Source organism: Vulgatibacter sp. (genome assembly GCF_041687135.1).
Taxonomy (GTDB): Bacteria; Myxococcota; Myxococcia; order Myxococcales; family Vulgatibacteraceae; genus JAWLCN01.
Genome location: NZ_JAWLCN010000001.1, coordinates 1 through 22,222, shown reverse-complemented (window position 1 = coordinate 22,222; position 22,222 = coordinate 1). Strand labels below are relative to the sequence as shown.

At 68.1% G+C, this 22,222-nt stretch carries 25 protein-coding genes, 1 tRNA gene and 1 pseudogene; 7 read left to right on the top strand and 20 right to left on the bottom strand.

Going from position 1 to position 22,222, the window contains the following annotated elements:
* Nucleotides 1–30 precede the first annotated feature (30 nt).
* The 4 genes from ACESMR_RS00135 to ACESMR_RS00120 are packed head-to-tail and all read right to left on the bottom strand — an operon-like array spanning nt 31 to nt 3,465.
* Nucleotides 31–507 (bottom strand): hypothetical protein, encoded by a 477-nt coding sequence (locus ACESMR_RS00135; protein WP_373044013.1) that lies wholly within the window; start codon nt 505–507, stop codon nt 31–33.
* The gene (locus tag ACESMR_RS00130; RefSeq protein ID WP_373044012.1) at nt 452–2,323 is read right to left on the bottom strand and encodes a glycoside hydrolase family 15 protein; all 1,872 of its coding nucleotides are present in this window, start codon (nt 2,321–2,323) and stop codon (nt 452–454) included. Before ACESMR_RS00130 ends, ACESMR_RS00135 begins: the two co-directional genes overlap by 56 nt.
* Nucleotides 2,324–2,371: 48 nt before the next feature.
* Nucleotides 2,372–2,827 (bottom strand): TlpA family protein disulfide reductase, encoded by a 456-nt coding sequence (locus ACESMR_RS00125; protein ID WP_373044011.1) that lies wholly within the window; start codon nt 2,825–2,827, stop codon nt 2,372–2,374.
* Nucleotides 2,824–3,465, bottom strand: a complete 642-nt coding sequence (locus tag ACESMR_RS00120; protein ID WP_373044009.1) for a DUF1349 domain-containing protein — start codon at nt 3,463–3,465, stop codon at nt 2,824–2,826. Before ACESMR_RS00120 ends, ACESMR_RS00125 begins: the two co-directional genes overlap by 4 nt.
* Before the next feature lie 106 nt (nt 3,466–3,571).
* Between ACESMR_RS00120 and ACESMR_RS00115 the strand changes: the two genes are divergently transcribed.
* From ACESMR_RS00115 to ACESMR_RS00100, 4 genes are all read left to right on the top strand, one after another.
* Nucleotides 3,572–4,978 (top strand): DUF4403 family protein, encoded by a 1,407-nt coding sequence (locus ACESMR_RS00115; protein ID WP_373044007.1) that lies wholly within the window; start codon nt 3,572–3,574, stop codon nt 4,976–4,978.
* Nucleotides 4,979–5,082: 104 nt separating this feature from the next.
* Nucleotides 5,083–5,634: a hypothetical protein gene (locus ACESMR_RS00110; protein ID WP_373044005.1), complete on the top strand. Its 552-nt coding sequence runs from the start codon at nt 5,083–5,085 to the stop codon at nt 5,632–5,634.
* Between the two features lie 55 nt (nt 5,635–5,689).
* On the top strand, nt 5,690–6,406 hold the full coding sequence (locus tag ACESMR_RS00105) for an MOSC domain-containing protein (protein WP_373044003.1): 717 nt from the start codon (nt 5,690–5,692) through the stop codon (nt 6,404–6,406).
* A gap of 77 nt (nt 6,407–6,483) precedes the next feature.
* A tRNA-Gly gene (locus ACESMR_RS00100) sits at nt 6,484–6,559 on the top strand.
* Nucleotides 6,560–6,700: 141 nt separating this feature from the next.
* Here the strand turns inward: ACESMR_RS00100 and ACESMR_RS00095 are convergent.
* From ACESMR_RS00095 to ACESMR_RS00055, 9 genes are all read right to left on the bottom strand, one after another.
* Nucleotides 6,701–7,453 (bottom strand): hypothetical protein, encoded by a 753-nt coding sequence (locus ACESMR_RS00095; RefSeq protein ID WP_373044002.1) that lies wholly within the window; start codon nt 7,451–7,453, stop codon nt 6,701–6,703.
* On the bottom strand, nt 7,398–7,859 hold the full coding sequence (locus ACESMR_RS00090; RefSeq protein ID WP_373044000.1) for a hypothetical protein: 462 nt from the start codon (nt 7,857–7,859) through the stop codon (nt 7,398–7,400). The genes ACESMR_RS00095 and ACESMR_RS00090 overlap by 56 nt, the downstream gene beginning before the upstream one ends.
* Nucleotides 7,860–8,193: 334 nt before the next feature.
* Nucleotides 8,194–9,249, bottom strand: a complete 1,056-nt coding sequence (locus ACESMR_RS00085; RefSeq protein WP_373043998.1) for a hypothetical protein — start codon at nt 9,247–9,249, stop codon at nt 8,194–8,196.
* 103 nt (nt 9,250–9,352) lie between these two features.
* Nucleotides 9,353–9,799, bottom strand: coding sequence for a hypothetical protein (locus ACESMR_RS00080; protein ID WP_373043996.1), 447 nt, complete (start codon nt 9,797–9,799; stop codon nt 9,353–9,355).
* A 288-nt stretch (nt 9,800–10,087) separates the two neighbouring features.
* Nucleotides 10,088–10,303: a hypothetical protein gene (locus ACESMR_RS00075; RefSeq protein ID WP_373043994.1), complete on the bottom strand. Its 216-nt coding sequence runs from the start codon at nt 10,301–10,303 to the stop codon at nt 10,088–10,090.
* Complete coding sequence (locus ACESMR_RS00070) at nt 10,300–11,049, bottom strand: hypothetical protein (protein ID WP_373043992.1); 750 nt, start codon at nt 11,047–11,049, stop codon at nt 10,300–10,302. Before ACESMR_RS00070 ends, ACESMR_RS00075 begins: the two co-directional genes overlap by 4 nt.
* Nucleotides 11,050–11,309: 260 nt before the next feature.
* Entirely contained in the window at nt 11,310–11,723 is a 414-nt protein-coding gene (locus ACESMR_RS00065; RefSeq protein ID WP_373043990.1) for a hypothetical protein, read from the bottom strand.
* A complete protein-coding gene (locus ACESMR_RS00060) occupies nt 11,716–12,036 on the bottom strand; it encodes a hypothetical protein (RefSeq protein WP_373043989.1) in 321 nt (106 codons plus the stop codon). The genes ACESMR_RS00065 and ACESMR_RS00060 overlap by 8 nt, the downstream gene beginning before the upstream one ends.
* Nucleotides 12,033–12,518 carry a hypothetical protein gene (locus ACESMR_RS00055; protein WP_373043987.1) on the bottom strand — a complete coding sequence of 162 codons (486 nt, stop codon included), beginning with the start codon at nt 12,516–12,518 and terminating at the stop codon, nt 12,033–12,035. The genes ACESMR_RS00060 and ACESMR_RS00055 overlap by 4 nt, the downstream gene beginning before the upstream one ends.
* A 113-nt stretch (nt 12,519–12,631) precedes the next feature.
* Here ACESMR_RS00055 and ACESMR_RS00050 point away from each other — a divergent pair, with 113 nt between their 5' ends.
* Nucleotides 12,632–12,862 (top strand): hypothetical protein, encoded by a 231-nt coding sequence (locus ACESMR_RS00050; RefSeq protein ID WP_373043985.1) that lies wholly within the window; start codon nt 12,632–12,634, stop codon nt 12,860–12,862.
* A gap of 449 nt (nt 12,863–13,311) precedes the next feature.
* On the opposite strand, the gene ACESMR_RS00045 is transcribed toward ACESMR_RS00050, so the two are convergent.
* Nucleotides 13,312–15,663 carry a bifunctional DNA primase/polymerase gene (locus ACESMR_RS00045; RefSeq protein WP_373043983.1) on the bottom strand — a complete coding sequence of 784 codons (2,352 nt, stop codon included), beginning with the start codon at nt 15,661–15,663 and terminating at the stop codon, nt 13,312–13,314.
* Nucleotides 15,660–15,887: a helix-turn-helix transcriptional regulator gene (locus ACESMR_RS00040; RefSeq protein ID WP_373043981.1), complete on the bottom strand. Its 228-nt coding sequence runs from the start codon at nt 15,885–15,887 to the stop codon at nt 15,660–15,662. The genes ACESMR_RS00045 and ACESMR_RS00040 overlap by 4 nt, the downstream gene beginning before the upstream one ends.
* A 405-nt stretch (nt 15,888–16,292) precedes the next feature.
* Between ACESMR_RS00040 and ACESMR_RS00035 the strand changes: the two genes are divergently transcribed.
* On the top strand, nt 16,293–16,694 hold the full coding sequence (locus ACESMR_RS00035; protein WP_373043979.1) for a hypothetical protein: 402 nt from the start codon (nt 16,293–16,295) through the stop codon (nt 16,692–16,694).
* Nucleotides 16,695–16,697: 3 nt separating this feature from the next.
* Here the strand turns inward: ACESMR_RS00035 and ACESMR_RS00030 are convergent, their stop codons facing one another.
* Together ACESMR_RS00030 and ACESMR_RS00025 are read right to left on the bottom strand one after the other, a co-directional pair.
* Nucleotides 16,698–17,873: a tyrosine-type recombinase/integrase gene (locus tag ACESMR_RS00030; RefSeq protein ID WP_373043977.1), complete on the bottom strand. Its 1,176-nt coding sequence runs from the start codon at nt 17,871–17,873 to the stop codon at nt 16,698–16,700.
* Between the two features lie 163 nt (nt 17,874–18,036).
* Nucleotides 18,037–18,411, bottom strand: coding sequence for a hypothetical protein (locus tag ACESMR_RS00025; RefSeq protein WP_373043976.1), 375 nt, complete (start codon nt 18,409–18,411; stop codon nt 18,037–18,039).
* Between the two features lie 251 nt (nt 18,412–18,662).
* Here ACESMR_RS00025 and ACESMR_RS00020 point away from each other — a divergent pair, with 251 nt between their 5' ends.
* Nucleotides 18,663–18,848 (top strand): hypothetical protein, encoded by a 186-nt coding sequence (locus tag ACESMR_RS00020; RefSeq protein WP_373043974.1) that lies wholly within the window; start codon nt 18,663–18,665, stop codon nt 18,846–18,848.
* A 408-nt stretch (nt 18,849–19,256) separates the two neighbouring features.
* Here ACESMR_RS00020 and ACESMR_RS00015 read toward each other — a convergent pair whose 3' ends face one another.
* The 3 genes and pseudogenes from ACESMR_RS00015 to ACESMR_RS00005 form a co-directional block, all read right to left on the bottom strand.
* Nucleotides 19,257–20,570: a trypsin-like serine peptidase gene (locus ACESMR_RS00015; protein WP_373043972.1), complete on the bottom strand. Its 1,314-nt coding sequence runs from the start codon at nt 20,568–20,570 to the stop codon at nt 19,257–19,259.
* Nucleotides 20,571–21,549: 979 nt separating this feature from the next.
* Nucleotides 21,550–21,951: a hypothetical protein gene (locus ACESMR_RS00010; RefSeq protein WP_373043970.1), complete on the bottom strand. Its 402-nt coding sequence runs from the start codon at nt 21,949–21,951 to the stop codon at nt 21,550–21,552.
* Nucleotides 21,948–22,222 (bottom strand): annotated as a pseudogene (locus tag ACESMR_RS00005) (hypothetical protein); the annotation flags it as partial. The gene ACESMR_RS00010 and the pseudogene ACESMR_RS00005, both read right to left, overlap by 4 nt.

The following is a 22,222-nucleotide window of genomic DNA, read 5'->3' as shown; positions in this document are numbered from 1 at the left end:
ACGGCGGACACACGACTCCCGCGACGGCGGTCAGTTGCGAGTGGGCGGGTACTCGATCTCGCGGGTGTTGCCGGCGCGCAGCCTGGTGGCGACCGATGCCGGGACGAGCGAGCTCTCCGGGGGAACGGTGCCCGTGCTCGTGACCTGTGTTCCGGAGAAGGTCCGGACGCGGCAGCATGCGTGCGCGCAAAGCGGCGAACAGCCCGCTTCGTCACAGCCCTCGTCGTCGGCGACCTCGACCGCGCCCGGGCAGCAATCGTCTTCTTCGGCGCTGGCGCCGAGGACGAGTTGCGAGGCGGATGCAATGGCACGGGCGACGCCCGGCGTCAGGGAGACACCGGCGATCAGCACGAAGACGAAGAGGCGTGCCCAGGTGCGCATCACCGGGGAGTCGTAGCAGCCGCCCGAAAGCGGGTCAACGGCGTTGGCCTTGCTCGCCTGGCGGCCCGGTCTACGTTCCGGCTCGACCAGCCGGCGGCTCGAGCCGCTCGCCAGGCCGCCGGGCACGCTGGGCTTCGAGCCCCTGGAAGATCGCCCAGGCGGCGTTGATCAGGCCCACGTGGCTGAACGCCTGGGGGAAGTTGCCGAGGAGCTCACGGCTCCGAGGGGCGACCTCCTCCGCGAGAAGCCCGAGGTCGTTGGCGTAGGAGGCCGCCCGGGAGAAGGTGGCCGTCGCCTCGGCGAGCCTGCCTGCAAGGGCCTGCGCCTCCGCCAGCCAGAAGGTGCAGAGGAGGAAGGTGCCCTCCTCGCCCGGCAGACCGTCCGCGGTGCGATAGCGGTAGACGAGGCCGTGCTCGTCGGTGAGGCGGCGGACGGTGGCGTCGATGGTGGCGAGGACCCGCGGGTCGTCCGGCGGCAGGAAGCCCACGATCGGGATGACCAGGTTGGAGGCGTCGAGGTCTTCGCTGTCGAAGGTTCGCGTGAAGGCCTGCGCCTTCTCGCTCCAACCACGCGCGAGAATGGCGGCCCGGATGGCTTCTCGCTCCCTCGTCCACGCCTCGATCCGGTGCGGTGCGTCGAGTTCGTCCGCCATGCGGAGAGCGCGGTCGAGGGCCACCCAGCACATCAGCTTGGAGTGGAGGTAGTGCTGCGGCGGACCGCGCACTTCCCAGATCCCCTGGTCGTTCTCGCGCCAGCGGGCGGCGGCGTTGTCGGCCACGGCGACGAGAAAACGGCGGGTGTAGGGGTCGAGTGCGCCGAGCGACTCGCGGAGCTGCTCGACGGCGGCGAGGAGCTCACCGTAGACGTCGAGCTGCCGCTGCGTCCAGGCGCCATTGCCGATGCGCACCGGCCTGCTGCCACGCCATCCGCGCAGGTGCTTCAGCTCGCGTTCGGAGAGGTCGTGCTCGCCGCGGATCCCGAACATGATCTGCAGATCGGCCCCCTGCCGCACCTTCGTGAGCGCCGCGCCTGCGAGGAAGTCGAAGAATTTGTGCGCCTCGTCGGGGCAGGCGGCGACCCAGAGCGCATGGAGCGTGAGCGAGGCGTCGCGCACCCAGGTGAAGCGGTAGTCCCAGTTGCGGCTGCCGCCTTCGGTTTCGGGCAGCGAGGTGGTGGCTGCGGCGCAGATCGCGCCGGTCGGAAAGTAGGTGAGCCCCTGCAGCACCACCGCGCTCTGCTCCACCAGCTCGCGCCAGGGACCCTCGTAGGCCTGGTGGAGATCCGACCAGGTGCGCCACGCCTCGGCGGTGTCGTCGAGGCGCTGTTCGATCGCCTTTTGGCTCCAGGCGCTGGCCGGCTGCTGATCGGCGGTGCGGTGCTCGAGGGCGAAGCAGACCGACTCGCCGGTGCGCAGGGTGAAGCGGGCGCTGCCGGTACTGTGATCGGTTATCTCGATCGGCACCGGTGAGGTGAGGAAGAGCATGTGGGCGCCACCGCGGCCGCGGATGCCGCCTTCCATGGGCACGAGCAGCGGCTCGATCAGGCCGTACTCGGGGCGGGGCGCGTAGGTGAGCTCCACCTCCACCGTGCCCTCGGTGCAGCGCAGGTGGCGGAGGAGCGCATGGGGGGCCTCGGCGCCGAGCTCGTGCCCGCGCTCGTTGCGGCCGACGACGAGGCCGTCGACGAGCACCGCCTTGCCGGAGGTGGTGCGGAAGGTCGTCTCGAGGAGGAGCGTCTTGTCGAGGTAGCGGCGGGAGACCGCTGTCTCGCCCCGGGCGCGGATGGAGAAGTGTCCTCCGTCCTCGTCGAGGATCCGTGCGAACGACGCCGGCGAGTCGAAGCGCGGGAAGCAGAGCCAGTCGACGGAGCCGTGGCGGCTCACCAGGGCCGCGGAATGGCAATCGGAGAGGAGCGCGTAGTCGGCGATCGGCAGGTTGCTCATCGCTTTAAGCTTTGGGACGCGGAGCCGAGCGGACAACGACGCTGCCGATCACTCTATGCCGAGGAGCCGCTCGAGGGTGCTGCGTGCAGCGGCGCCGTTCCAGTCACGCTTGCCGTCGAAGCGGGCGATCGTCTCCCCGCCGTGGACGAGCAGGGCCACGGGGAGCTGGTCGGCGCGGCTCTCCCCGGCGAGCGTGCCTCGGGGATCGGGGATCACCTGCACGCCGGGAAAGGCCCGGCGGGCTGCGTCCGCCTCCTCGTTCACCGCGACCACGATCACGCGCAGGTCCCCCGGCGGATCCGCGGCAAGGGCGGCGAGGCCCTCGGTCTCCTCTACGCAGGGCGGGCACCAGGATCCCCAGAAGCTCACCAACACGGCGCCGTCCTGCTGGAGCGCCGCGGGAGCCTCGCCGCGGACGCGCACGAAGGGCTCGGTTCCTTCCGCCTTGCAGGACTCGCAGGCGAGGAGCGTTGCGGCGAGGAGCAGGACGAGGCGGCGCTTCACAGCCGCCCCGGCTCGACGAGGAGGAAGTCGAAGAGCGCCCGGTAGCCGCGCCCCTGCGGGCTGCAGGCGTAGAGGCCGCAGGTGAAGGAGGGATCACCCTCGTCCTCCGCGAGGTGGGCCATCCGCAGCTGCGTCCAGGGCTGCGCCCGCAGCGCTGCCGGATCGAGCGATTCCTCCGTCGCTGCGGCGAGCCACTCCACCAGGTAGTCGCCGGATTCGCGGCGGATGCGGAGGTAGAGATCGCTCGGGCCGTCGCCGAAGGGCTGGGTCGACCAGTCGGAGAAGCCGTGGTTGGTCACCACCGCGCCGAGCCGGTTGGGCCCGCCCGGGATGAACTCCACCGAGGTCTTGAGCCAGCAGGTCGGGGAGAAGCGGACGAGGAGCCCCGCCTGGTCGTAGCGGTGCACCGGCAGGGAGCGGACCCGGGTGGTGAGGACGAGATCGCCCTGCGCCTGCAGGTGGAGGAAGGGACCGTTGTCCACGCGGAAGCCGTAGTGGGTCTGCTGCCAGTAGTCGGTCTTCTCGTCCGGCTCGACGACGAGGCGCCCGTTCTCGAGGCGAAAGGCCGCCGGCGGAGCGCGCCAACGAAGCGCTGGATGGAGCGCCGGGCCCCGGAACTCTTCGTGGAGTGGCTGCATGGCCGAGCAGGCTGCCGCATCGCCGGCCGATTGAGAAGCGGGCTCTCGGGGAATGGTCGCCGCGCTGGCGGCCGTTCGGGGGAGTTCAAGCCGGCGAGGAGTGTGGATGCGGCGGAGCGTTTGGAACATCGGAGCCCTGGCGCTCGCCCTGCTCTTCGCCGCGGGCTGCACGCAGTCCGTCCCTCCGCCCCCGTCCCCTCCCCCGCCCTCCACCACGGCGCCGCCGGCGCTTCCCGTCTCGCTGGTGGACGTGCCCATCGACGTCGACCTCGAGCTCCTTCGCCAGCGCCTCGAGCGCGAAGTGCCGAAGGAGATCGACCACGAGAAGAGCTGGGAGCGCAGCGGCAGCAAGGGGCTGCGCTACCGGGTCGAGCGCGGGCCGATCGAGGTGGGCTTCCGGGAGGGCAAGCTCCACGTCGGCGCCGAGCTCCGCTACCGGGCCAGGGCCTGCGTCGGCGTGGGCCGCTGGTGCCAGAAGGTCGCCTCCTGCGGCTACGGCAAGGACGGCATGCGCCGGGCCGAGCTCACCCTCTCCACGCCGCTCTCGATCAGCCCGAACTGGAACCTGCAGACGAAGACCGAGGCGAGCCACCGCTTCGTCGATCCCTGCAAGATCACCTTCCTGCGCGTGGACATCCGCAAGCAGCTCGACCGCACCCTCGAGAAGAAGCTGCCCGAGGTGACGAAGGCGCTGGATGCCGAGCTCGCCAAACGGGCGAAGGTGCGCGAGCGTGCCCAGGAAGCGTGGGAGAAAGTGCAGCGGCCGATCGAGCTGCACGACGGGACGTGGCTCGTGCTCGCGCCAGAGGCGGTGCGGCTCACGCCGGCCCGGGGCAAGGGCCGGCACGTGCGCTTCTCGCTCGGCATGACCGCGAAGCCGCGCCTCGTCGGTGGCACGCGCCCGGAGGTGGAGCAGCGCCCCCTGCCCGCCCTGCAGCGCGTGGCGGAGGGCGAGGGCTTCTCGATTTTCGTCCAGGCGCAGCTTCCCTACGACGAGGCGACGCGGCACCTGCGGGAGCAGGTCGTGGGCAAGCACATCGACGCTGGCGGCCACCGGACCGTGATCCACGACGTGGAGGTCTTCGGCAGCGCCGACGGGGTGCGGCTCCGCCTCGACGTCGAGGCGAAGCGCGGCTTCTTCCGCAAGGTCCGCGGCACCGTCGACGTGGTGGCGCGGCCCACGTGGGATCCGGAGACCGGCACGCTGGCGCTGGAGCACCTCGACTACACCCTCGCCACCCAGGACGCGATGGCCCAGGCAGCGGAGTACCTCCTCCACCCCGACATCCTCGAGGCGCTGCGCGCCGAGGCGCGGTGGAAGCTCGGCGACAGGATCGAGGACGCGCGGGCGATCGCCACCAGGGAGCTGGTGCGGGAGATCGCACCCGGCGTGCAGCTGCGGGGGCAGCTCGATCGGCTGGAGCCGCTCTCGGTGGTGGCTGCTGCCGACGGCCTCGTGGCCAGCGTCGCCGCGGTGGGCTCCGCCGGGCTGTCCTTCGGGCCCGCCTCTTAGCGAATTTTGAGGATCCGGTAGCAAGTTCGTAGCAACACGCGCGCGCCCGTACGCCCTACGTTCCCGCCCCACGAGCGGCGCTTCTGCCGCGACGGGGGAACGAGATGAAGAAGGCGATTCTGGTGGGGATGCTGGCGCTGGCTGCGTGCGGGAGCGAGGACGACGGCGGGGGCGAGCCGCTCGCGAGCGAGACCGAGCAGCGCCTGGCCGAGCTGAAGGACGCGATGGCGAAGTACCGGGAGCCTGCTGCAGCGGAGGCTGCGGGCTTCGTGGCGATGGGCGAGTGCGTCGAGTCGCCCGAGGGCGGCATGGGCGTGCACTACGTCCACCCCGAGAAGTCGATGGCTGCGCCGCGGTGGGACGATCCGTCGATGCTGCTCTACGTGCTGCAGGACGGCGAGCTGGTCCTCGGCGGGGTCGAGTACTTCCAGCCGGTGATCGTCGACGGCCAGCCCTACACGGGGCCGGAGACCGAGCCGCCGCCGGCGGAGGTGGCAGCGCAGGCGCCGGAGCTCTTCGAGGGCAAGCCCTTCGACGGCCCGATGCCGGGGCACGAGCCGGGGATGCCGTGGCATTTCGACCAGCACGTGTGGCTCTTCGTGGAGAACCCGGCGGGCCTCTTCGCGCCGTGGAACCCGGCGGTGGGCTGCGAGTAGTCCGGCGAGCTGCGCATCTGGCGGGGGAGCGATCGTTCGGGGTATGCAACCTCACATGATCGGCGTGCTCGAGAGGCTCTGGCGCTATCCGGTGAAGTCCATGCAGGGCGAGTGCGTGGAGCGCCTGCCGATCGATGGCCGCGGCGCCGTCGGTGACCGGCTCCACGCGGTGCGGGACGAGGCGGGCAAATTCGGCAGCGGCAAGGACACGCGGCGCTTCCGGCGCATCGATGGGCTCTTCCGCTTCCGCGCCCGCTACGAGGGCGAGGTTCCCGTCGTCGGCTTCCCCGACGGGCGCCTCGTCGCCGGTGACGATCCCCGCATCCACGAGGCGCTCTCCCGGGAGCTCGGGCTGCCGGTGACGCTGGCCAGGGAGGAGGCGGTCTCGCACCTCGACGCGGGTCCGCTCCACCTGGTGACGACCTCGGGCCTCGAGGCCCTCGGACTCGAGGGCCGGGACGAGCAGCGCTTCCGGCCCAACCTGGTGGTGCGGAGTGCGGGCGCGGGGTTCGTGGAGGAGGGGTGGATCGGCAGGCGGATCCGGGTGGGCGAGGAGGTGGTCGTGGAGATCGCCGGAAGGACCGAGCGCTGCGTGATGGTGGGGTTTCCCCAGGCGGAGCTGCCGGCTGCGCCCGGGCTGCTGCGCAAGCTCGCCGCGGCGCGGGAGGCGTGTTTCGGCGTCTATGCCCGGGTGGTCGTGCCGGGGGTGGTGCGGGTCGGGGATCGGCTGCGTTTCGCCGAGGCGGGGGACGGCGGGAGGGAGGCGGTATGAGGGCAGCTTTTCGTTGAGGAGAGCTGCACGCCAGCCTTGACACCGTTCGGGCGCCGCTGCATCTTCGCCATCGCTGTGCGGGAATAGCTCAGTTGGTAGAGCATCAGCTTCCCAAGCTGAGGGTCGCGGGTTCGAATCCCGTTTCCCGCTCCAGAAAAGGCCTTGAAAAACAAGGCCTTGTATTACGCCGACGGACGCTCTGAGCCTAGGCAGCTCGATCTTGGACACGGACCGAGCAACGGTAAGACGAAGGGGCAGGTCCGTGAGGATCTGCCCCTTCGTCTTTTCGGTAGCTCAGTAGATCACGCAGGTTTCGGGTTGCCACGATGTGCCGAAGCCGGTTCCGCCACTGCCGGCGTACTCGACAAGGAAGTCGACCCAGCTTGCGCTCTCGCTCACCCCGAACACCATCGCCTTCCCGGCGCGCGCCGCGTCCAGGAAGTAGGCCCGCACGCGCGGGCAGGAGAGGTCCTCCAGTTCGAGATCGGGGCGCGGCGTCCAAGCTTGGTTGAGAGTTCCGACCGCCTCACCGTCGCGGGAAACCACCGCGGGCAGCTTCTCGCTATCCTGCACGTAAACCGCGACGAGCAGAGCCGGCGACTCCTCGGCACGAAAATCCAGCTCGGTGCAGGCGCCGTGCGCGACTTCGAGCGTTCCCGACCAGTCGAATCCTGACTCACTGGCAGCCGTCCAAGTCAACGATCCCGCGTCGACTCCGATCAACGGTTCGGCGCATCCGAGGACGTCGGACGGCGCGATCGTCGCTTCGTCCTCCAACTCCGCGAACGCGATGGTGAGCGGTCCATAGATGTCCGCGTAATCTGCTCTTACGCCGACCGAGGACGCGGTCGGGGTCGGGGTCGGGGTCGGGGTCGGGGTCGTTCCGCCCGAATCCACCCCGTTGGCATCGCCGCAAGCAGAAAGAAGCGCACCGAAGCCTGCCAAGGTGACCGCTAGCACAACCGCGCCGCGCGCGTGAGCACCCATGTGCTCATTCGAATTGCAAGTACGCACTACCGCCGCGCCAGAAGCGAACCATTTTCGCATCGGTGCCTCCATCCGCGTGCCGAACCTCGATTTCATAGATGCCTTCCGGGCGCGCGATGAGTGCACCTGCGCCGGCGAGATAGAGTTCAATCGTGTGTTCGCGCACCTCGACCGCACCTTGAAATGCCTGCCGATCGAATGCTTCCCGAAATTCAACTGGATCGTCGAGGAGAGGCGCGTCGATCGTGGCCACGTGGGTTCCGTCGACGAAAACCTCCGCCGGGAGATCCCAGCTCCGATGGTGGACCACGAGAAGAAGTTGGCTAACGAGCGAACGCGTGTCGAATCGGGCCGCGAAGCACTCGTCCCGGCGAATGTCGACATCCAGTTCCCAGCGAAAGCCGCGTTCGCTGCTGCCCTGAATGGTGGTGGGGCGGGGTTGCAGACCATTGACGATGGCCGTCATGTCGCTGCAGGGAGCGGCATCGGCGCTGACGGACCATTCTCGTGGTCCGCCCGCGATCTGGTATTTCACAGCACCGTAAAGCGCCGGCCTGTCGACCGCCGCCGCGATGGCGCCCCCCCGCTCCGGAGCTTCGCCGCCGCACGCCGCGAGAAGGCATGCGGGAGTCAGGAATCCGATTCCCCACCGTACAGACAGCATGGATTGCCCGGTTCCGATCGACGGCTCCTAGCAAAAGCGCAGCCGCCGCCCATGAGCGGAAGGGCCGGAACTGACAGGAACCGGCCCTCCCCGGGGGCTATCGCTTCGGCTGGAGAAGGAGTCCGCCTTCGCGAGATCAGTTGCAGAGCGGGAACGACCAGTCGGCATTGCCCCATTCAGAAAGGGCATCGTCCGAAAGGCCAGTATCCGGATCGAAACCATAGTGTGCGCCGCGAATGCCATCCGCGTCGATGCTCGGATCTCTCCGGGTATCATCGACGATCGAAATGAACGCCGCCGTGACCTTGGGCACGTCAGAATCGAATTCCGTCCGGCTGGAGATCCTGTGATCGCACGTCGGATTCGACTTGATCGTGGACACGGTCGCCTTCAGCTCGTTGTGACCACGCCGGGCACTGACGATTCGCGGGAGATACCCGCAATAGAGAATGCGCCCGAGGAAGGAGATGCACCTGCGTTCGCCGCGCTCCACGCTGAGAAACCAGCGCTTGTATCCGCCCTCGACCTGGGTGGTGGTCGAGGAAAAATCGCGGAGGTATCCGAACACCCCAGTCGCCGAGAAGATGTAAGCCGAGTAGTGATTCGACTCGCCGGCGATGGTGAACGTCGGGGTCAGGGCGAGTCCCGATGCAGGAGGAGCGGCAGTGCCCGAGGTCGCGACCGCTGCCTGAGCCGCAGATGCGGGCTGCAACGCAGGTGCGCCGAGAGGGATTGCTCCGGAGCATCGCGCAGTGTTGATGCAGTACGTCTCGCCCTCGATCTTGATCTCGCCCGTCGGCCCGCCGAGAAACTCGATGATAGGACTGTCCACCTCGATGACGGCGTTGGTGGCGCTATCCCAGGCAAACGGAGTACCGATGATACCGACCGAGAGCTCGATGTCGGGAACCGCAACTCCGGCAATCTCCTCCACGTTGGCATTGAAGTGAGTCTGCATGAATAGCCCGAACTCACTCCAATCATTGAATTCGAGCGTCGTTTCGGGGATGAGCAGGAGGGCGGAACCGTCCCCTGCGTCGATCGTCAACTCGCCGGGCGAGCCGAAGATGTACGCCGCCTCTTCTTCCTCGAGCTCGATGTCCTCGGCCACAGCTACCGAAGGTCCAGCGATGAGGAACAGCGAGGCGGCGCCAGCCAGTACGCGGGGGTGGTGGGGAGTCTTCCCGAACATACAGCTCCCTCCTTCTGGTCTGCAGTGGAGATGCGTATCACGATGTACGAGCGTTCGACACCGTAGCAAACGTGTGCTGGGTACTCAAGCCAGCACCACGTCGTCAGGTGCGATAGGAAGTCCTAGGGCCGAGTGCCGGGCTTGCGCGGTCGGGGACCTCGATTCCCTTCTTGCGCATGTCCATCGCGTACCAACGGGCGCTGTTGGCGGTGATCTTCGCCGCCGGCAGTTCCTCCCGCACTAGGTCGGCGATCTGCTGGAATGAGAGCTCGGGCCTCGCGAGGATGAGTTCCTTGGCCCTCGCCCCGACCCCGATTCCCTTGGGCTTGGGCTCCTTCTGCGCCTTCGCGCTCTTGGCTTTGACCTTCTTCTCTGGCGTGGGCTGCTCCATGGCCGCCTCCGTCAAGTCTTCCGCCGGCTCGGCGGCATCGGTCAGCACTTCCGTCTCGACGGCGGGCGCCTCCTCGACGACCGCTGCCGCCAGGAAGGATTCGGCTGCGTCGTGCTCGACCTGCTGCCGGGAGTTCTTGCTCTTCTTCTTGCTGGGCATCGCTCTTTCTGCTCAGTTCACGCGGGGTTAGCGGGGTTGGTGTCGAACTGAGGAGCATCATGTCGGGGTTTGCAGACCGCGGGAGCCCGGGGGCACGCGGTATTTCCCCTGGGGTTCCGCCCGCCGCTTCCGACCACCGGGCGCTGCACGAACTACGCGGGGCGCGTAGTTCTAACTTCCACGCCGTGTCCCGGGGATCGACAAGGCCCAGGAACGGCAGTCCTTCCAGGGCGTTGACGCGGTCCGGCCCGCCGATGGGGAGTCTGGTGTCCCGTGTCTCTTGCTCCCTCAGGCGGTGCGCCACGAACCCGAGAGGACGGCACGCCGCAGCGCCTGCTCTGCCCATCCGTAGCAGTGGCTCTGGCGGGAGACCCCTTCGGCTAGTGCCTTCCTCCGCAGGCTGGCGTAGGCGTACCGGAGGTCGAGCTCGACGTTGAGGGTCCTGGCCTCCGAGATCACCGCGGAGGCCAGGTCCATTGCCTGGCGGTAGGACCGCTGGTTCACTTGGCCTGCTCCTCGTCCCCGCCGTCGAGGATCCGCTCGACGAGCTTCGGGTCCTCCGAGAGCCGGTTGAGGGCGTCCGCCAGGTTGCGGCTGAGCGCGCCGCCCTTCATGACGCGGAACGTCCGGACGGCGTTGATGACCGCCTGGCCGCGGTGGCGGGTCACCCGGATCGCCTCGTCGATCTCCTCCCAGGCCTCGCCGAGGAGGGCGCGGGCCAGGTCGCCGGAGGTGAAGGGCCGGTCCGCCGCCGGGAGGCGGTCCACGCAGGCCGCCACGGCGGCGCCCAGGGCGACGGTCGCCGTGCCCACGGCCACCTGGCCGTACCGGCCGAGGGCGAGGGGCCCGACGTCACGGAGCTGGAGCATGTACTCGGAGCGCCGGGATTCGCCGAGTGCCGCACGGTCGAGGAGCTGGAGGGGCGACTCGTAGAACGGCGCCTGCGCCTCCGCCTGCCGCGTCAGCTCCCCGGCGCGGGCGACGAGGCCGTCGAGCTCCGCCTTCGCGTTCTCGCGGATCTTCCAGAGGGCCTCGGCGAGCTCCTCGCGCTCGAGGCGGACGGCGTCCTGCGAGCGCGAGCGGCGCTCCTTCCAGAAGGACGCGATGCGTGCGCGCTGGGCCTCCTCGTCCTTGCGGAGGCGCTCCAGGACCTTCGAGCAGCGCTCGAGGTTCGCGTGGGCGCTCATGGCCAGCTCGCGGACCTCGGCGGGCTGGAGCATCTTGAGGCTGGGTTCGAGCTTGATCTTCATGGCGGGCGTCCTTCCCGTGGGTGGGGTAGACGGGAGGCCCGGCCGAACGAAGACCGACGCGGAACCCTCCGCGCCCTGGTAGCGACTCCACCCGGAGCCCGCCGTCTGACCAGAATCGTGCGCCGCACCGCTGGCCGCGCGAGCCAGCGCGGACAGGCCTCGCTATCCCGGGCGTGCTCGGCCACGGCGGTCGCGGCCCAGAGGCGCAGCCGTTCCAGGTGGTTACGCCGCCCCGGCCCGCCGTTCCCGCATCGGTGGGCCTACTCCTCGGGCGTGAACGGCCGGCAGTCGGGGCAGAAGCGCACCCGACGGACGTGCTCCGAGAAGTGCCAGTCCTCGCACTCGCCCAGGCAGCGGACCCAGCCGGCGATGCCGACGACGACGCCCTTGGGACCGCGCTGGACCTCGCGGCGGCGCCCGCCGTCGAGCGGCCACGGGGCGCGCGCTTCCCGCTCACCGCGCCGCCTGTCTCTGGGCGAGGCGCGGGCAGGACGCTCGATCCGCGGCAGCCTGCCCTTGTTGCGGAGGGTGTTGAGCATCATGCGGACGGACTGCAGCGATCCCTTCGCGCCCGGGATGTTCTCGCGGACGGCCTGGACGTACTGCTCAAGGCACGTCGTCGGGTCCTCTCGGTACATCCGCACGATGAGGTCGCCGATGCCCAGGTCAGCCACGGAACACCTCGCCGCGCAGCACCCGCCTGACGGGCTCGGCGGCCCGCGAGAGGGCCTCGCCGTACTGCTCGAGGGTCTCGCCCGCGGTCCTGCCCGCGCCGCCGCTCCCGGCGTACCGATCCTGCTGGTCCGCGGCGAGGCGGTGCCAGGTCTCCTCGTCGGCGACCTCCGGGGTCACCAGGGCCATCGGGCCGGAGCCCACGGCCAGGGCGCGGAAGCCGCCTCCCCAGGACTCCTCGGCGGCCTCTGCCAGCTCGATGCGCTCCAGCAGGCCGAGGCCGTGCGACGCCTCCTGCGGCTGCCGCCGGCTCACGGCGTGCCCCCGGCCTTGGCCCGGAGCAGGAGCTCCTTGAGCGCCGTCCTCTCCTCCCGGGAGAGCCGGTTCACGTCGACGCCCTCGCCGAGCGTGCCGGAGACGTCCACCTCGGCCTTCAGGCGGTCCGCCATCTTCTCCGGGTAGCGCCACTTCAGTAGGACCTCGAGCAGGCGGTCCGAGTAGCGCCGGACCGTGACCGGGTTGCCGTCGACGTCCTGGGAGATCTGGCCCTGGTGCACGACCGGCTCCTCGACGCCCTGGACCGACCGCCGGAACGCCTCCTCGAGGAGCTGGTCCAGGCCCAGGTCCAATGCCCTGTCCCAGGCGGCGGCGAACTCGGGGTCGTCCTCGCGGTGCCTGTAGGCGGTACGGCGCTCGATGCCTGCCCTGGCGGCGGCGAGACGCGGGCTGGCGCTCTCGGCCAGCTCGGCCAGGAACGCCTCGCGCGCCTTGGCGGTGAACTTCAGCGGCTTGCCCATCGGCTCCTCCGTGCCCGGATGGTTTCCCGGGCGTGCTTCGGATCCGATGTTGCCGCGGGACCAGCACGAAGAACGCCAGTGCTTCCATGGCGTTACGGGGATGCGGCCCTCTGATGGAGGATCAGACGGCCTGCCCGGTTGACTCGCGGTTCGCCGCCGATACGCTCGCGGGGATGAAGGCATGGACCTGTGGCACCTGCGGGATCGGGCCGATCTACACCTCCGGGCCGGACGAGCTGCCCTTCGGATGGAAGTGGCTGCACGGGCGGGAGACCGACGAGCCGCTCCCCTTCTGCGCCCCGTGCTTCCTGGTCGCGAGGATCGTAATCGGGGAGCGCTACTGAAGGCCCGGACGGCTCGCGCGCGAGGAGGACAGGGCGCGACGTCGGGCGCGTTTCGGCTCCGTCGGGCACACAGGCGGTCCGGCCCATCGACTCGGCCACGGGGCGACTCGGTCGGCCAGGGTGAGGTTCGGAATGGGCCGAAGTGACAGAAGCGACCGGGAAGCGACAGGCCAAAAGAGCTTGTTTTTCTTGGTCTTTTGTCGCCTGGTCACTTCTGTCACTTAGTAGGTCAGCAAGCCGAGTAGCAGCTAAACGATAAATGAAAATGCCCTCCGCCGATGAGGGGAGGGCATTTGGCGATTTACTATTTTGTTTTTAGGTTTTCGTACGGCGACTCGACCAGGCAAGTGACAAGCGACCGAACTTGCGACAAAGGCCAAGAAAATCAACGCCTTTCGCTCTGTCGCAGCCCTGGCCGGTAGCGACCGAACTGACCAGGGCCACTCCCCTCAGTCGTCCCACTCCACCTCGCAGCGCGCCCACTCGGCGAAGGCGGAGCGCGCCTCGTCGAGGCGGGGCAGGATCCAGGCGCGGTTGCCCCGCCTGTCCTTCGCCGTGGGGTCCGTCCGGGCGCCCACGAGCGCCAGGAACTGCGCGACGCCCCGCTTGCTGTACGCGGCCCGCCGGTGCGAGGCGTTCAGGTCGTCGAGCAGCGCGTCCTTGCCCTCGGGGATCACGTAGACCGGGCCGGCCCGCCAGTCGTCGAGGGCGTTGTGCCCGGGCAGCGTGCCGCGGTCGAGCAGGCCGTACCACCAGGCCTTGAGCGGGTCCCGCGAGAGGCTCTGGAGCTTCTGCTCGGCGAGCGCCCGCGTCTGCGGCACGCCCTGCCTGGGGTGCCAGTCGCCCAGGTCCATCGTGCGGAGCTCGTGGAGCATGGCCTCCTTGCCGCCGTCGAGCATCTGGGCGTCGAGGTCCCGGAAGAAGCCCGGCGGCAGGGCCGCGTGGGCCTCGGCCGAGGCATCCAGCACGGCGAAGCGCCGCTCGTCCTCCGAGGCGGGCACGACCCACTCCTCGTTGCTGGCCATGACGATGTGCAGGAGGTTCAGGCCCGTGACGAGCGGCTCGCCCTTCTGCTCGAACGTGAGCGTCCGCTCGGTGACCAGGTTCTTCAGCACGCCCTCGACCTTCTTGTCGCCGGCCCAGAAGCCCTCGTCGACGAACAGGCAGATGCAGTCCCGCAGGTGCGCATTGAACCGGCCCACCAGGTGCTCGGGGTTGGCGATCTGCCTGCCATGCTGCCCGGCGAACTCGACCAGCTGGCGGCAGAAGGTTCCCTTGCCGATGCCCTTCCCGCCGCGGAAGACGACGGCGACCTCCGCCGGCACCTCGGGGCGCTGGACCATGAAGGCCGACCACCGCAGCACGTACCGGAACGAGGCCTCGTCGCCGGCGCAGAGCACGTCCCGCAGGAGCCGCCTCATGAGCGACCAGTCGCCTCCTGCCCTCGGCTCGACGGCCCAGCCCTTCCAGAGGTTGTAATGCTCCGGCGGGGCGGGCGTCACGGTGCTCGGGTTGAAGACCACGCGCTCGTACCTCCGGCGCTTCGCGTGGCCGAGCCAGAGCTCGCCGGGGCCCTTCATCTTCCCGTTGTGCTCCACCTGCGGGAAGTCGTAGTGCCGCCTGAGGGCATCGGGCGCGAACCACTCGACCACCAGGTGGCCGAGCTCGTTCCGGACTTCGCGGGCCGCCAGGTACTTCCCCGCGTGCAGGACGGTGAAGTGGTCCTCGTTCAGGCGGGCGACGGCCTCGGGCATCTCGGGGCGCTTGCCCTGGCTCTCCACCTCGCCGAAGTCGTCCTCGGGCTCGTCGCGGAAGTCGAACGTCGGGTCGTACTTCAGGACCTCCTGCATGACGGCCTTGTAGGTCGCCGGGCGCCCACGGGGGCGGTCGAGGTGCAGGCTGTCCCAGCGGTAGCCGTTTTTGTCGCGGCGGTCGGCGTACCTGGCGTCGGAGCAGCACCAGTCCAGGAACTCCTCGCGGCCGAGGCCGCCGGTCGCGTGGTGCGAGCCCATCGGGACCTTGAGCCAGGCCTCGTGCCTGCTCTCCTCGCCGGGGTCGTTGCCGTAGTCCTCCGCGGGCAGGCGGGACAGCGCTGCCGCGAGCTGTTCGGGCGTCCAGATGCCCGCCTCCGAGCCCTCCCTGTAGCCGCCGTTCGCGGGGCGGCGGATCAGCTCCGCCAGGCGCTCAGGCAGCTCGGGCATGGCGTCGAGGCCGGGCGAGCCGTCGGCCCAGCGGTAGTTGGCGCCCGAGGGGTGGATGCAGCCCGCCGCCACGACCTGCCGGCCGATGGACTTGAACTCGACGCCGGGGAACCGCTTCAGCGAGTCGAGGATCTCGAGGTCCGCGGGCTTGCGGAAGTAGTAGTGGTCCCCTCCGCCGCCCGTGAGGACGTGCGGCGCCTTCGACAGGTCGAGGCCCGTCTCGATGTCGAGGTCGAAGAGGCCCACGGCGCCGCCGTTCCGCGGATCAACGTCCACAACGACCACGGTGGGCGGCAGCAGCACGCCGACGTTCGAGCCGCTCGCCAGGGCGCGCTCGATCACCTCTTCCGGCGCGGGGTGGGTCTCGGCCCTCTGCCAGCCCCTCCCGACCGGCAGCTTGCCCCTGACCTCCAGGGGAATCAGCGGCAGTCCCGTTCCCAGGTAGCGCTCCAGGTTGGTCCGCAGGAGCGATGGCTCGCGGGTCGCGCCCGGCGCGCTACGATTGCGGTCGTTTCCCTGGGTCGGGGGACAGTCGGTCGACTGGGCCTCGGCGTGCTGGACACACGCCGGGGCCTTCTCCTTTTCCGGCGGCAGGCTCACCGGCCACCGCCGATCTGGGAGACGCCACCGCTGGCGACGTACTCCTTGATGTCCGACAGGCGGTAACGCACCCGGCCGCCCACCTTGAGGAAGCGCGGCCCGCGGGTCCCGCGGCAGCGGTAGGTGTGGAGGGTTCCGACCGCGAGCTGAAGGAGCTCGGCGACCTGCTCGGTCGTGAGGAGGAGCTCGTCGTCACGCAGGCCGAGGGGGTTCTTGATCTGCATCTGGCACGTCCCGTTGGGCAGGGGTCACCGCTGCCCGAGACCCCTGCCGCTCGGCGGGTCATCTCGTTCGGGCTGCGGTGCCGCTCCCTGTGCGTCGGGACGAAGGTGCGAGGTCCCGCTCGGCATGCGCGGGTTCGCCATAGCGATGCAACTTTTCGAACTCTATGCCAGGCGGCTCAAAATTCGAACCAACGTTCCGGCAGACTCCCAGGTCGGCCCAGGACACGCACGGAGACCGGGGCCCTGGTCTGCACCTGGGCCGAGGCCTCCGGACGGGATACGGGCCGACCGGGAGGCGCCCAGGCCCGTTCCTGAACTCGGCCACGGCGTGTCCTCGGTGCCGTGAGGGCGAATGCCGTCCCTGCAGGGTATGATCCCCTGGCCTCTGCGCAGAGGAGGGGGACCATGAGGAAGCGGCATGGACCGGCTTGGGTGCTGTACGAGGAGAGCTACCACAAGAAGCAGCGGCGCCTCGTCTCGATCATTCCGCCCCGCCGCTCAACGAGCTGGATCGAGGACTACTTGACCCAGAGGTACGTCGACACGATGGCCTCGCTCGCAGGGCGACTGGACTTCAAGCGCTCGCCAAAGAGCTATCCCGTGCGTGTCCAGCAGGGGCGTCACTGCAACCCGATGTGGATAGGGCACGACCCCACGATGTTCGCGGTCTACGCAAAGGCGGTCGTCGTCCGAGGCAGCACCCTCGAGTTCACGTACGACATCCTCGTGGGTGAGCGTGAGGATGTGCCCCGCCTCGAGCCGCGCGTCCAGACCCTCGTCGTCGAGGAGCCGTGGGACCTGCCCTGATCCCTACTCCTTGACCCTCGGCGGCCAGGAGCCCTCCTGCCAGTCGAGTCCGAGGGCATCGAGGATGCGCGCCGTGGCCGTCTCCTGGTGCCCACGGAGGTGCTCGAGGCTCGGGTGCAGGTATCCGAACGTCACCGGTCCGCCCGAGTGGTTCAGCAGGAACCGGAGCTCGGCCAGCGGCACGCCCGCCTCGAGGGCAAGGGTCGCGTAGGCGTGCCGGAGGGCGTGGCCGGTCAGCCGCCTGAGCCCCCGCTCCTTCACCTCCTCCACGTGGCCGCTCTCGCTGTCCGCAGGGAACAGCCACGGGCTGCCGAGGGCCCTGCTGACCTTGGCCCTGCGGTCGAGGAGTTCCTGCAGTGCCCTCGAGAGTGGAAGGTCGAAGGCGCGTGCGGCTCCGCCCTTCGGCCGCGGGACGTGGAGCGCTCCCTGCCGGAGGTCGGCCACCCTCGCCTCGCAGGCGGCGGTCCTGCGCATGCCCGTGAGGATCATGAACAGGTGGAGATCCCTGCGCACGTCGTTCTCGAGGGCCAGGACGGCCCGCCCCCACTCGATGAGCAGGCCGCCGTCGGCGTCCACCTTGCGCCGCCTCATGCCGTGGAAGTCGACGTTGGCGGTAGGGTTGGCCGGCAGCTCCGGGTATTCCCGCAGGGCGCGGTTGTAGACCGAGCGGAACACCCGCATCGTGTTGTCGGCGGTGGTCCTGCCGCACTCGGCGGTCAGGCGGACGTGACGCTCGCGCACCCCGCGCCGGTCCTGCCCGAGCTCGGCGAGCGTGCGGTCCAGCCAGTCGGGCAGGTAGTGCTCGATGGAGTAGCGGTAGGCCTCGGCGGTCCTGGCGGACAGGGCGCGGGCCTTGAGGTGGAGGTCGAGCGCCTCGCGGAGCGTGGTGCCGCGGGCACGGGCCTGCCGCCTCTCGACGTTGGGGTTGGTGCCGGACCTCATGGACACGAGGGTCTTGGCCGCGAGGGCGCGGGCCTCCTTGGCGTCGAGCGCCGGGGCCTCGCCGATCTTCGCGCGGACCTGGCGGCCGTTCACCTGCGACTGGACGTAGAAGCACCGCTTGGTGGGCGTGCGGATGAAGTAGAAGCCCCGTAGCTCGGGGTCGGCGTACATGAGCTGCTTGCCCTGCGGCGGCACGGGGGCCCGGTCCACGAGGACCTGGTTGATCTTCGCCTGCATTCCTGGACTCCTCGACTGTGGTCGGTCCGGGGCCGTGGCCGAGCACGGACCGGCCACGAAACGAGCGTCGGGCCGAAGGACGCGATCGGACGTCCTTGGCGACCTCTCCACGCACTTTGTCGAGTAATTCCGAGCTTGTAAGCGGCCCCCTACTCAATGTTGGTCAGGCTTGTCCGGAGCAGCGCTCACGGATTCCCAAGCTGAGGGTCGCGGGTTCGAATCCCGTTTCCCGCTCCAAGCAAAGGCCCGGATTCGCTTCGTTTTTCGAGCGGGTCCGGGCCTTTCTCTTTTTGGTCCGAGCGTGCTGCATCGAGGATGCACCAAACGGCGGAAGCTCGGTCGTGGTGCAATCGGTGTCGTTGGGCTGGGCTTCGGCGGGCGATGCTTCGCCCCCGCCCTGCTCCACCAGCGCGGTTGAGAACGGGGACGACGGCATCTTGTTCACGGCCTCGCGCAGGTCCTCGACCTCCCAGCGGTGATCAGGCAGCGTCTGCTCTCCGCATCCGCGATCTTCCGATTCTCTCGACATCCCCTTCACGTGGCCATCAAGGCGACTGTGCTGGCGCGATCGCGGCTTTGGCGAGAGCAAGCTCTACGACTTCCTCGAGCAGCTCGGCTTCGAGTACCACCCGCTACCGCAGCTGCATCGACCTAACGAACGCCAAGGGGGAAGCGCGGCCCACCGGCGACTGGGTGTCGGAGAGCGGACGCCCGCGACCGCTGAAGGGAGCCGGCGTCACCACCGATGAGCGGCCGGTCGCAGCCGTCGTCTGTACGCAGGCGAAAGGGATGAAGGACGCCTGGTGCCAGGCGACGAGCCGGAGCGACCTCCCGGCGAGTGCGATCGTCAAAGTCTACGGCAAGCGGTTCACCATCCAGGAGAACTTCCGCGACACCAAGGACCTGCGTTTCGGGATGGGGCCGTGCTCAACCATGTACGTGATCCCGAGCGCCGCGATCGGCTGCTTCTGCTGAGTGCTATCGCAAGCACACTCATCAGCCTGCTGGGGGCCACCGGTGACGCATCGGAATGGACCGTACGCTCAAGGTCAATGCGGCGAAGAAGCGAACCAATACATCGCTCCGCCAGGGCTTGTATTACTACGGAGCGATCTCGAACATCGCGACGAAGACCTGGCTCGACTCATTGAAGCCTACGCCAATTTGCTCCGCGGGGAGCCGGCGATGGCCTACGTCCTGGGGCTCAAATGAGGGGATTCAGGCTTCGGCCCACAATCTCGAGATGCAGGAGTTGTTCCCAACATCGGTCGCCGAGGGACAGAGGGAATAATGAACGCCTCCGCCGCGCAAGCGGTGCCCTAGCGGAGGCGTTCTATCGCCACTGGAACAACAGAATGGCGGCCAGGCTGCCTAGGGCAGCGCTTACGTTCCAGGCACTGCACTTGGCGACGTTCCACGGACGTACTCGATCACGGTCGACGTGATCTTTCGTCCGAGATTATGAGTGCCGCAGTTGAAGCTCCAGCTGTCGTATTGCGTCCAAATTGCAAAAACCTTCGGCTTTCCGTTGGTCCAGTGATGGATGGGCGTCCCGCTCTGGCCTGCACAGAAGTCCATGTGCGTCTGGACTTGATGTTCTCCAACGTGGCACATGTTGGTGTGTTTCATCCCCCACGCGACCGGCCAGTGATGACCAATATTGGCAGGAAATCCAATGCCCCAGTAGTGCTTCGATTCAATCGAGCTCTTTGAACTGAAGCCCCAAGACATCCATCCGAGTGCGTCTCCCGGGCGGAGACCGCATTGCACATCGATGACGGCGAAGTCCCATTTCGTTTGGCTGGTATCCTTGTAACCGCGAGGCACGGTAACCTTCCAGCACTTCTTTTGCGCCAGCCCTGCGCCGCTCAGCGAGCCGGTCGAGGGATCCCATGGGAGCCCTCGATGCGGCTTGCTGCCGCCTGCGTGGATATGCGGACGAGGGTCAGTGCTGTGATAGCGCATGTCATTCCAGCCATTGGCTCCGCTTTCGATCCCGGTCTTAGCGTCTGGTGCCGGCGCCCAAAACTCGTTCTTCCAGACGCCGCGACTCTTGTCCCAAACACAATGGGCCGCAGTGAGGATCGTATTGCGGCCGATCAAAACGCCAGTGCAACGTCCATTTCCCGAGAGAGCCACGACGGTGCGCTGCGGATAACTCAGATTGTCACGCCGCTCGGTTCTATTGTCAGCATTGAATATTCCGCAAGTGGAGCCTCCGCCGCCCTCGAGCGTCGTAAAAGCAGCAAGCGAATCGACGCCACTTGACGTCGGCGAGCCCTCGGAGCCAAACGTACTGTCGCCTTCCTCCTCAGGCTCCTCGTAGCTGCCGCCGAGCTCACCGAGACTCCCCTCAGCAGTCCACTCCTCGTAGTTGGCGGCACGGATTCGTTGCACCCACTCGTACGGCGGCTCTCGAAGCTCGTAGTCCCAGCCTTCAATTGTTGTGAATGGCCGCAGGAGGCTTGCAAGCTCTTCGTCACTCAGCTCTTCGTCGCTTCTCTCGTCGACCGGCGCGCCCGCGGCATCGGCATCGGGATCTTCCGCGCTTTCCTCCGAAGCGAATTCAGACGGGCCGATACGCACCCAGAAATTTCCGTACTCGTCTTCCATCTCCTCAGGAGGAGGCGTCTGCGCAGCAGCAGATGTCGACAGTCCAACGAGAAGCCCAGCGATCAGCATACAGTATTTTCGCATGGCGAGAATGTATCTCTTTTGCAGAATGAACTAGGGGCGTCGGCGGCCTGAATTCCCCCCGGACCCCGGACCCACTAATCGATCTCGATCTGCCACTTCGCGAGAGGCGCGGTGGTCAAGCTGTCTGCCGCGGATGAGGATCCGCTGATATCGCCGCTCGACCGGGCAGGCGAATGAAACCCCGAGATTTGTACGGACTCCCACTTCGACGAGGGGCTGGGCGGAGGAACAAAACGAAGCAAATTTCCGCCGAAACTCGGCGCCATAACCGTTGCAGACCATACTGCGCCATCATCGCTTCGCGCGACGAGGTGCGTGTCGAAGGTCTCATTGAGATTTCCGTCGTCTGTACGAAGACTTGCTCGAACGGGGATTCGTAGTGCATCCGCGCAGAGGACATCGAGTTCTGAATCTCGCGGACCAACGTAGTCGCGTTCAAGCCAACTCGCCTGGCCCGTAGGCGAAAGTGCGATCGAGAGCCGCGTTGAACTTCCATCGGACCACTCGATGGTTCCGGCTACTGCAGTGGCGTACAGCAGTACATCATTGGCAGAGAAACCTGCGACCGTCGGCGCATCGAGTGAAACCGAGTGGGAAGCAATCAGCGTACAGTCTCGCTGTTCGTCTCCTGTCGTGCCTTCTCCATGACACGCAGCGCAAAGCGCAATCATTGCAGTCGTACTGCGTGAAAAAAATGACGTCATGTCCCCTCCCCAATTCTCTAAGGCATCTAGCCTAGAGGCCGCCGAAAGTTTGGGCGCGCGCCTCGCAAAGTGTCAATCGCGGCCCGTCCGCGGTGTTGGTTCCCGCGCTCTCCCATCGGCAATTTCTCGATCGAGCCCACCGACATGGATGGAGCAGTTCTCACAATCGAGGCTCCGGTGAATCGCCCGATGTTGGGGGCGTGCAGTGAGAACGGAATCGGGGGCACGCCGGCGGCATAGGCCGCGCGACTGCCCCCGAGGCAGGCTGAGCATCATCAGAGCAGGCGGAGTTGCCTGCCTGGATCGGGCGGTACCATCCGGCGGAGCTGCGCACGATAGCTCGGAATCCGCTGCATCCGAGCCAGCAGCGCAGCAATTGCCGAAGAGCGCCCGGCGGAGATCCCCGCGGCGAGACGCAGCGGCTCGACGAGCGCGCGCGAAACCGTCCAGACGGTGAGGCCGCTCGCGATTGCGACTCGACCGATCGAGTCCTCGCGGAGCAGCGTATCCGGCAGGATCATGTCGGCGACACCGCCGGCAACGAGCCAGGCGACAAGGCCCTCCCGTGCGTCGTCGGTGCGCGGCACCTTCACGGTGTGGACGCGCCCGTCGCTGCCGACGACCGCAGCGACGAGCGCGCGCGGCCCCATCCACAGCCCGCACGTCCCGCCGTTCATGACACCTCCGCCACCGCCCCCTGCAGGTGCTCGATGGTGACGGTCCGCTCCTTGGCGAACGTCGCCGCGATCAGCGCGTGGTGGCAGAGGAGGTTCACCTTCCGCGGCAGCCCGTTGGTCGCCTGGAAGATCGCCTCGATGGCCGCCGGCTCGAAGAGCGGCAACTCGCAGCCGGCAAGCCGCAGCAGGTGAGCGAGGTACTGCGGCAGCTCGTCGCGCGAGAGGCCGGGCAGGTGGTAGCGCATGACGATCCGCTGCCCGAGCGCCTCGT

Excerpts from the sequence above, each read along its gene's own strand:
- ACESMR_RS00130 (WP_373044012.1), bottom strand. The coding sequence starts at position 2,323 with ATGAGCAACCTGCCGATCGCCGACTACGCGCTCCTCTCCGATTGCCAT.
- ACESMR_RS00120 (WP_373044009.1), bottom strand. The coding sequence starts at position 3,465 with ATGCAGCCACTCCACGAAGAGTTCCGGGGCCCGGCGCTCCATCCAGCG.
- ACESMR_RS00115 (WP_373044007.1), top strand. The coding sequence starts at position 3,572 with ATGCGGCGGAGCGTTTGGAACATCGGAGCCCTGGCGCTCGCCCTGCTC.
- ACESMR_RS00110 (WP_373044005.1), top strand. The coding sequence starts at position 5,083 with ATGAAGAAGGCGATTCTGGTGGGGATGCTGGCGCTGGCTGCGTGCGGG.
- ACESMR_RS00105 (WP_373044003.1), top strand. The coding sequence starts at position 5,690 with ATGATCGGCGTGCTCGAGAGGCTCTGGCGCTATCCGGTGAAGTCCATG.
- ACESMR_RS00095 (WP_373044002.1), bottom strand. The coding sequence starts at position 7,453 with ATGCGAAAATGGTTCGCTTCTGGCGCGGCGGTAGTGCGTACTTGCAAT.
- ACESMR_RS00090 (WP_373044000.1), bottom strand. The coding sequence starts at position 7,859 with ATGACGGCCATCGTCAATGGTCTGCAACCCCGCCCCACCACCATTCAG.
- ACESMR_RS00085 (WP_373043998.1), bottom strand. The coding sequence starts at position 9,249 with ATGTTCGGGAAGACTCCCCACCACCCCCGCGTACTGGCTGGCGCCGCC.
- ACESMR_RS00080 (WP_373043996.1), bottom strand. The coding sequence starts at position 9,799 with ATGCCCAGCAAGAAGAAGAGCAAGAACTCCCGGCAGCAGGTCGAGCAC.
- ACESMR_RS00070 (WP_373043992.1), bottom strand. The coding sequence starts at position 11,049 with ATGAAGATCAAGCTCGAACCCAGCCTCAAGATGCTCCAGCCCGCCGAG.
- ACESMR_RS00055 (WP_373043987.1), bottom strand. The coding sequence starts at position 12,518 with ATGGGCAAGCCGCTGAAGTTCACCGCCAAGGCGCGCGAGGCGTTCCTG.
- ACESMR_RS00050 (WP_373043985.1), top strand. The coding sequence starts at position 12,632 with ATGGAGGATCAGACGGCCTGCCCGGTTGACTCGCGGTTCGCCGCCGAT.
- ACESMR_RS00040 (WP_373043981.1), bottom strand. The coding sequence starts at position 15,887 with ATGCAGATCAAGAACCCCCTCGGCCTGCGTGACGACGAGCTCCTCCTC.
- ACESMR_RS00035 (WP_373043979.1), top strand. The coding sequence starts at position 16,293 with ATGAGGAAGCGGCATGGACCGGCTTGGGTGCTGTACGAGGAGAGCTAC.
- ACESMR_RS00030 (WP_373043977.1), bottom strand. The coding sequence starts at position 17,873 with ATGCAGGCGAAGATCAACCAGGTCCTCGTGGACCGGGCCCCCGTGCCG.
- ACESMR_RS00020 (WP_373043974.1), top strand. The coding sequence starts at position 18,663 with ATGAAGGACGCCTGGTGCCAGGCGACGAGCCGGAGCGACCTCCCGGCG.
- ACESMR_RS00015 (WP_373043972.1), bottom strand. The coding sequence starts at position 20,570 with ATGCGAAAATACTGTATGCTGATCGCTGGGCTTCTCGTTGGACTGTCG.
- ACESMR_RS00010 (WP_373043970.1), bottom strand. The coding sequence starts at position 21,951 with ATGAACGGCGGGACGTGCGGGCTGTGGATGGGGCCGCGCGCGCTCGTC.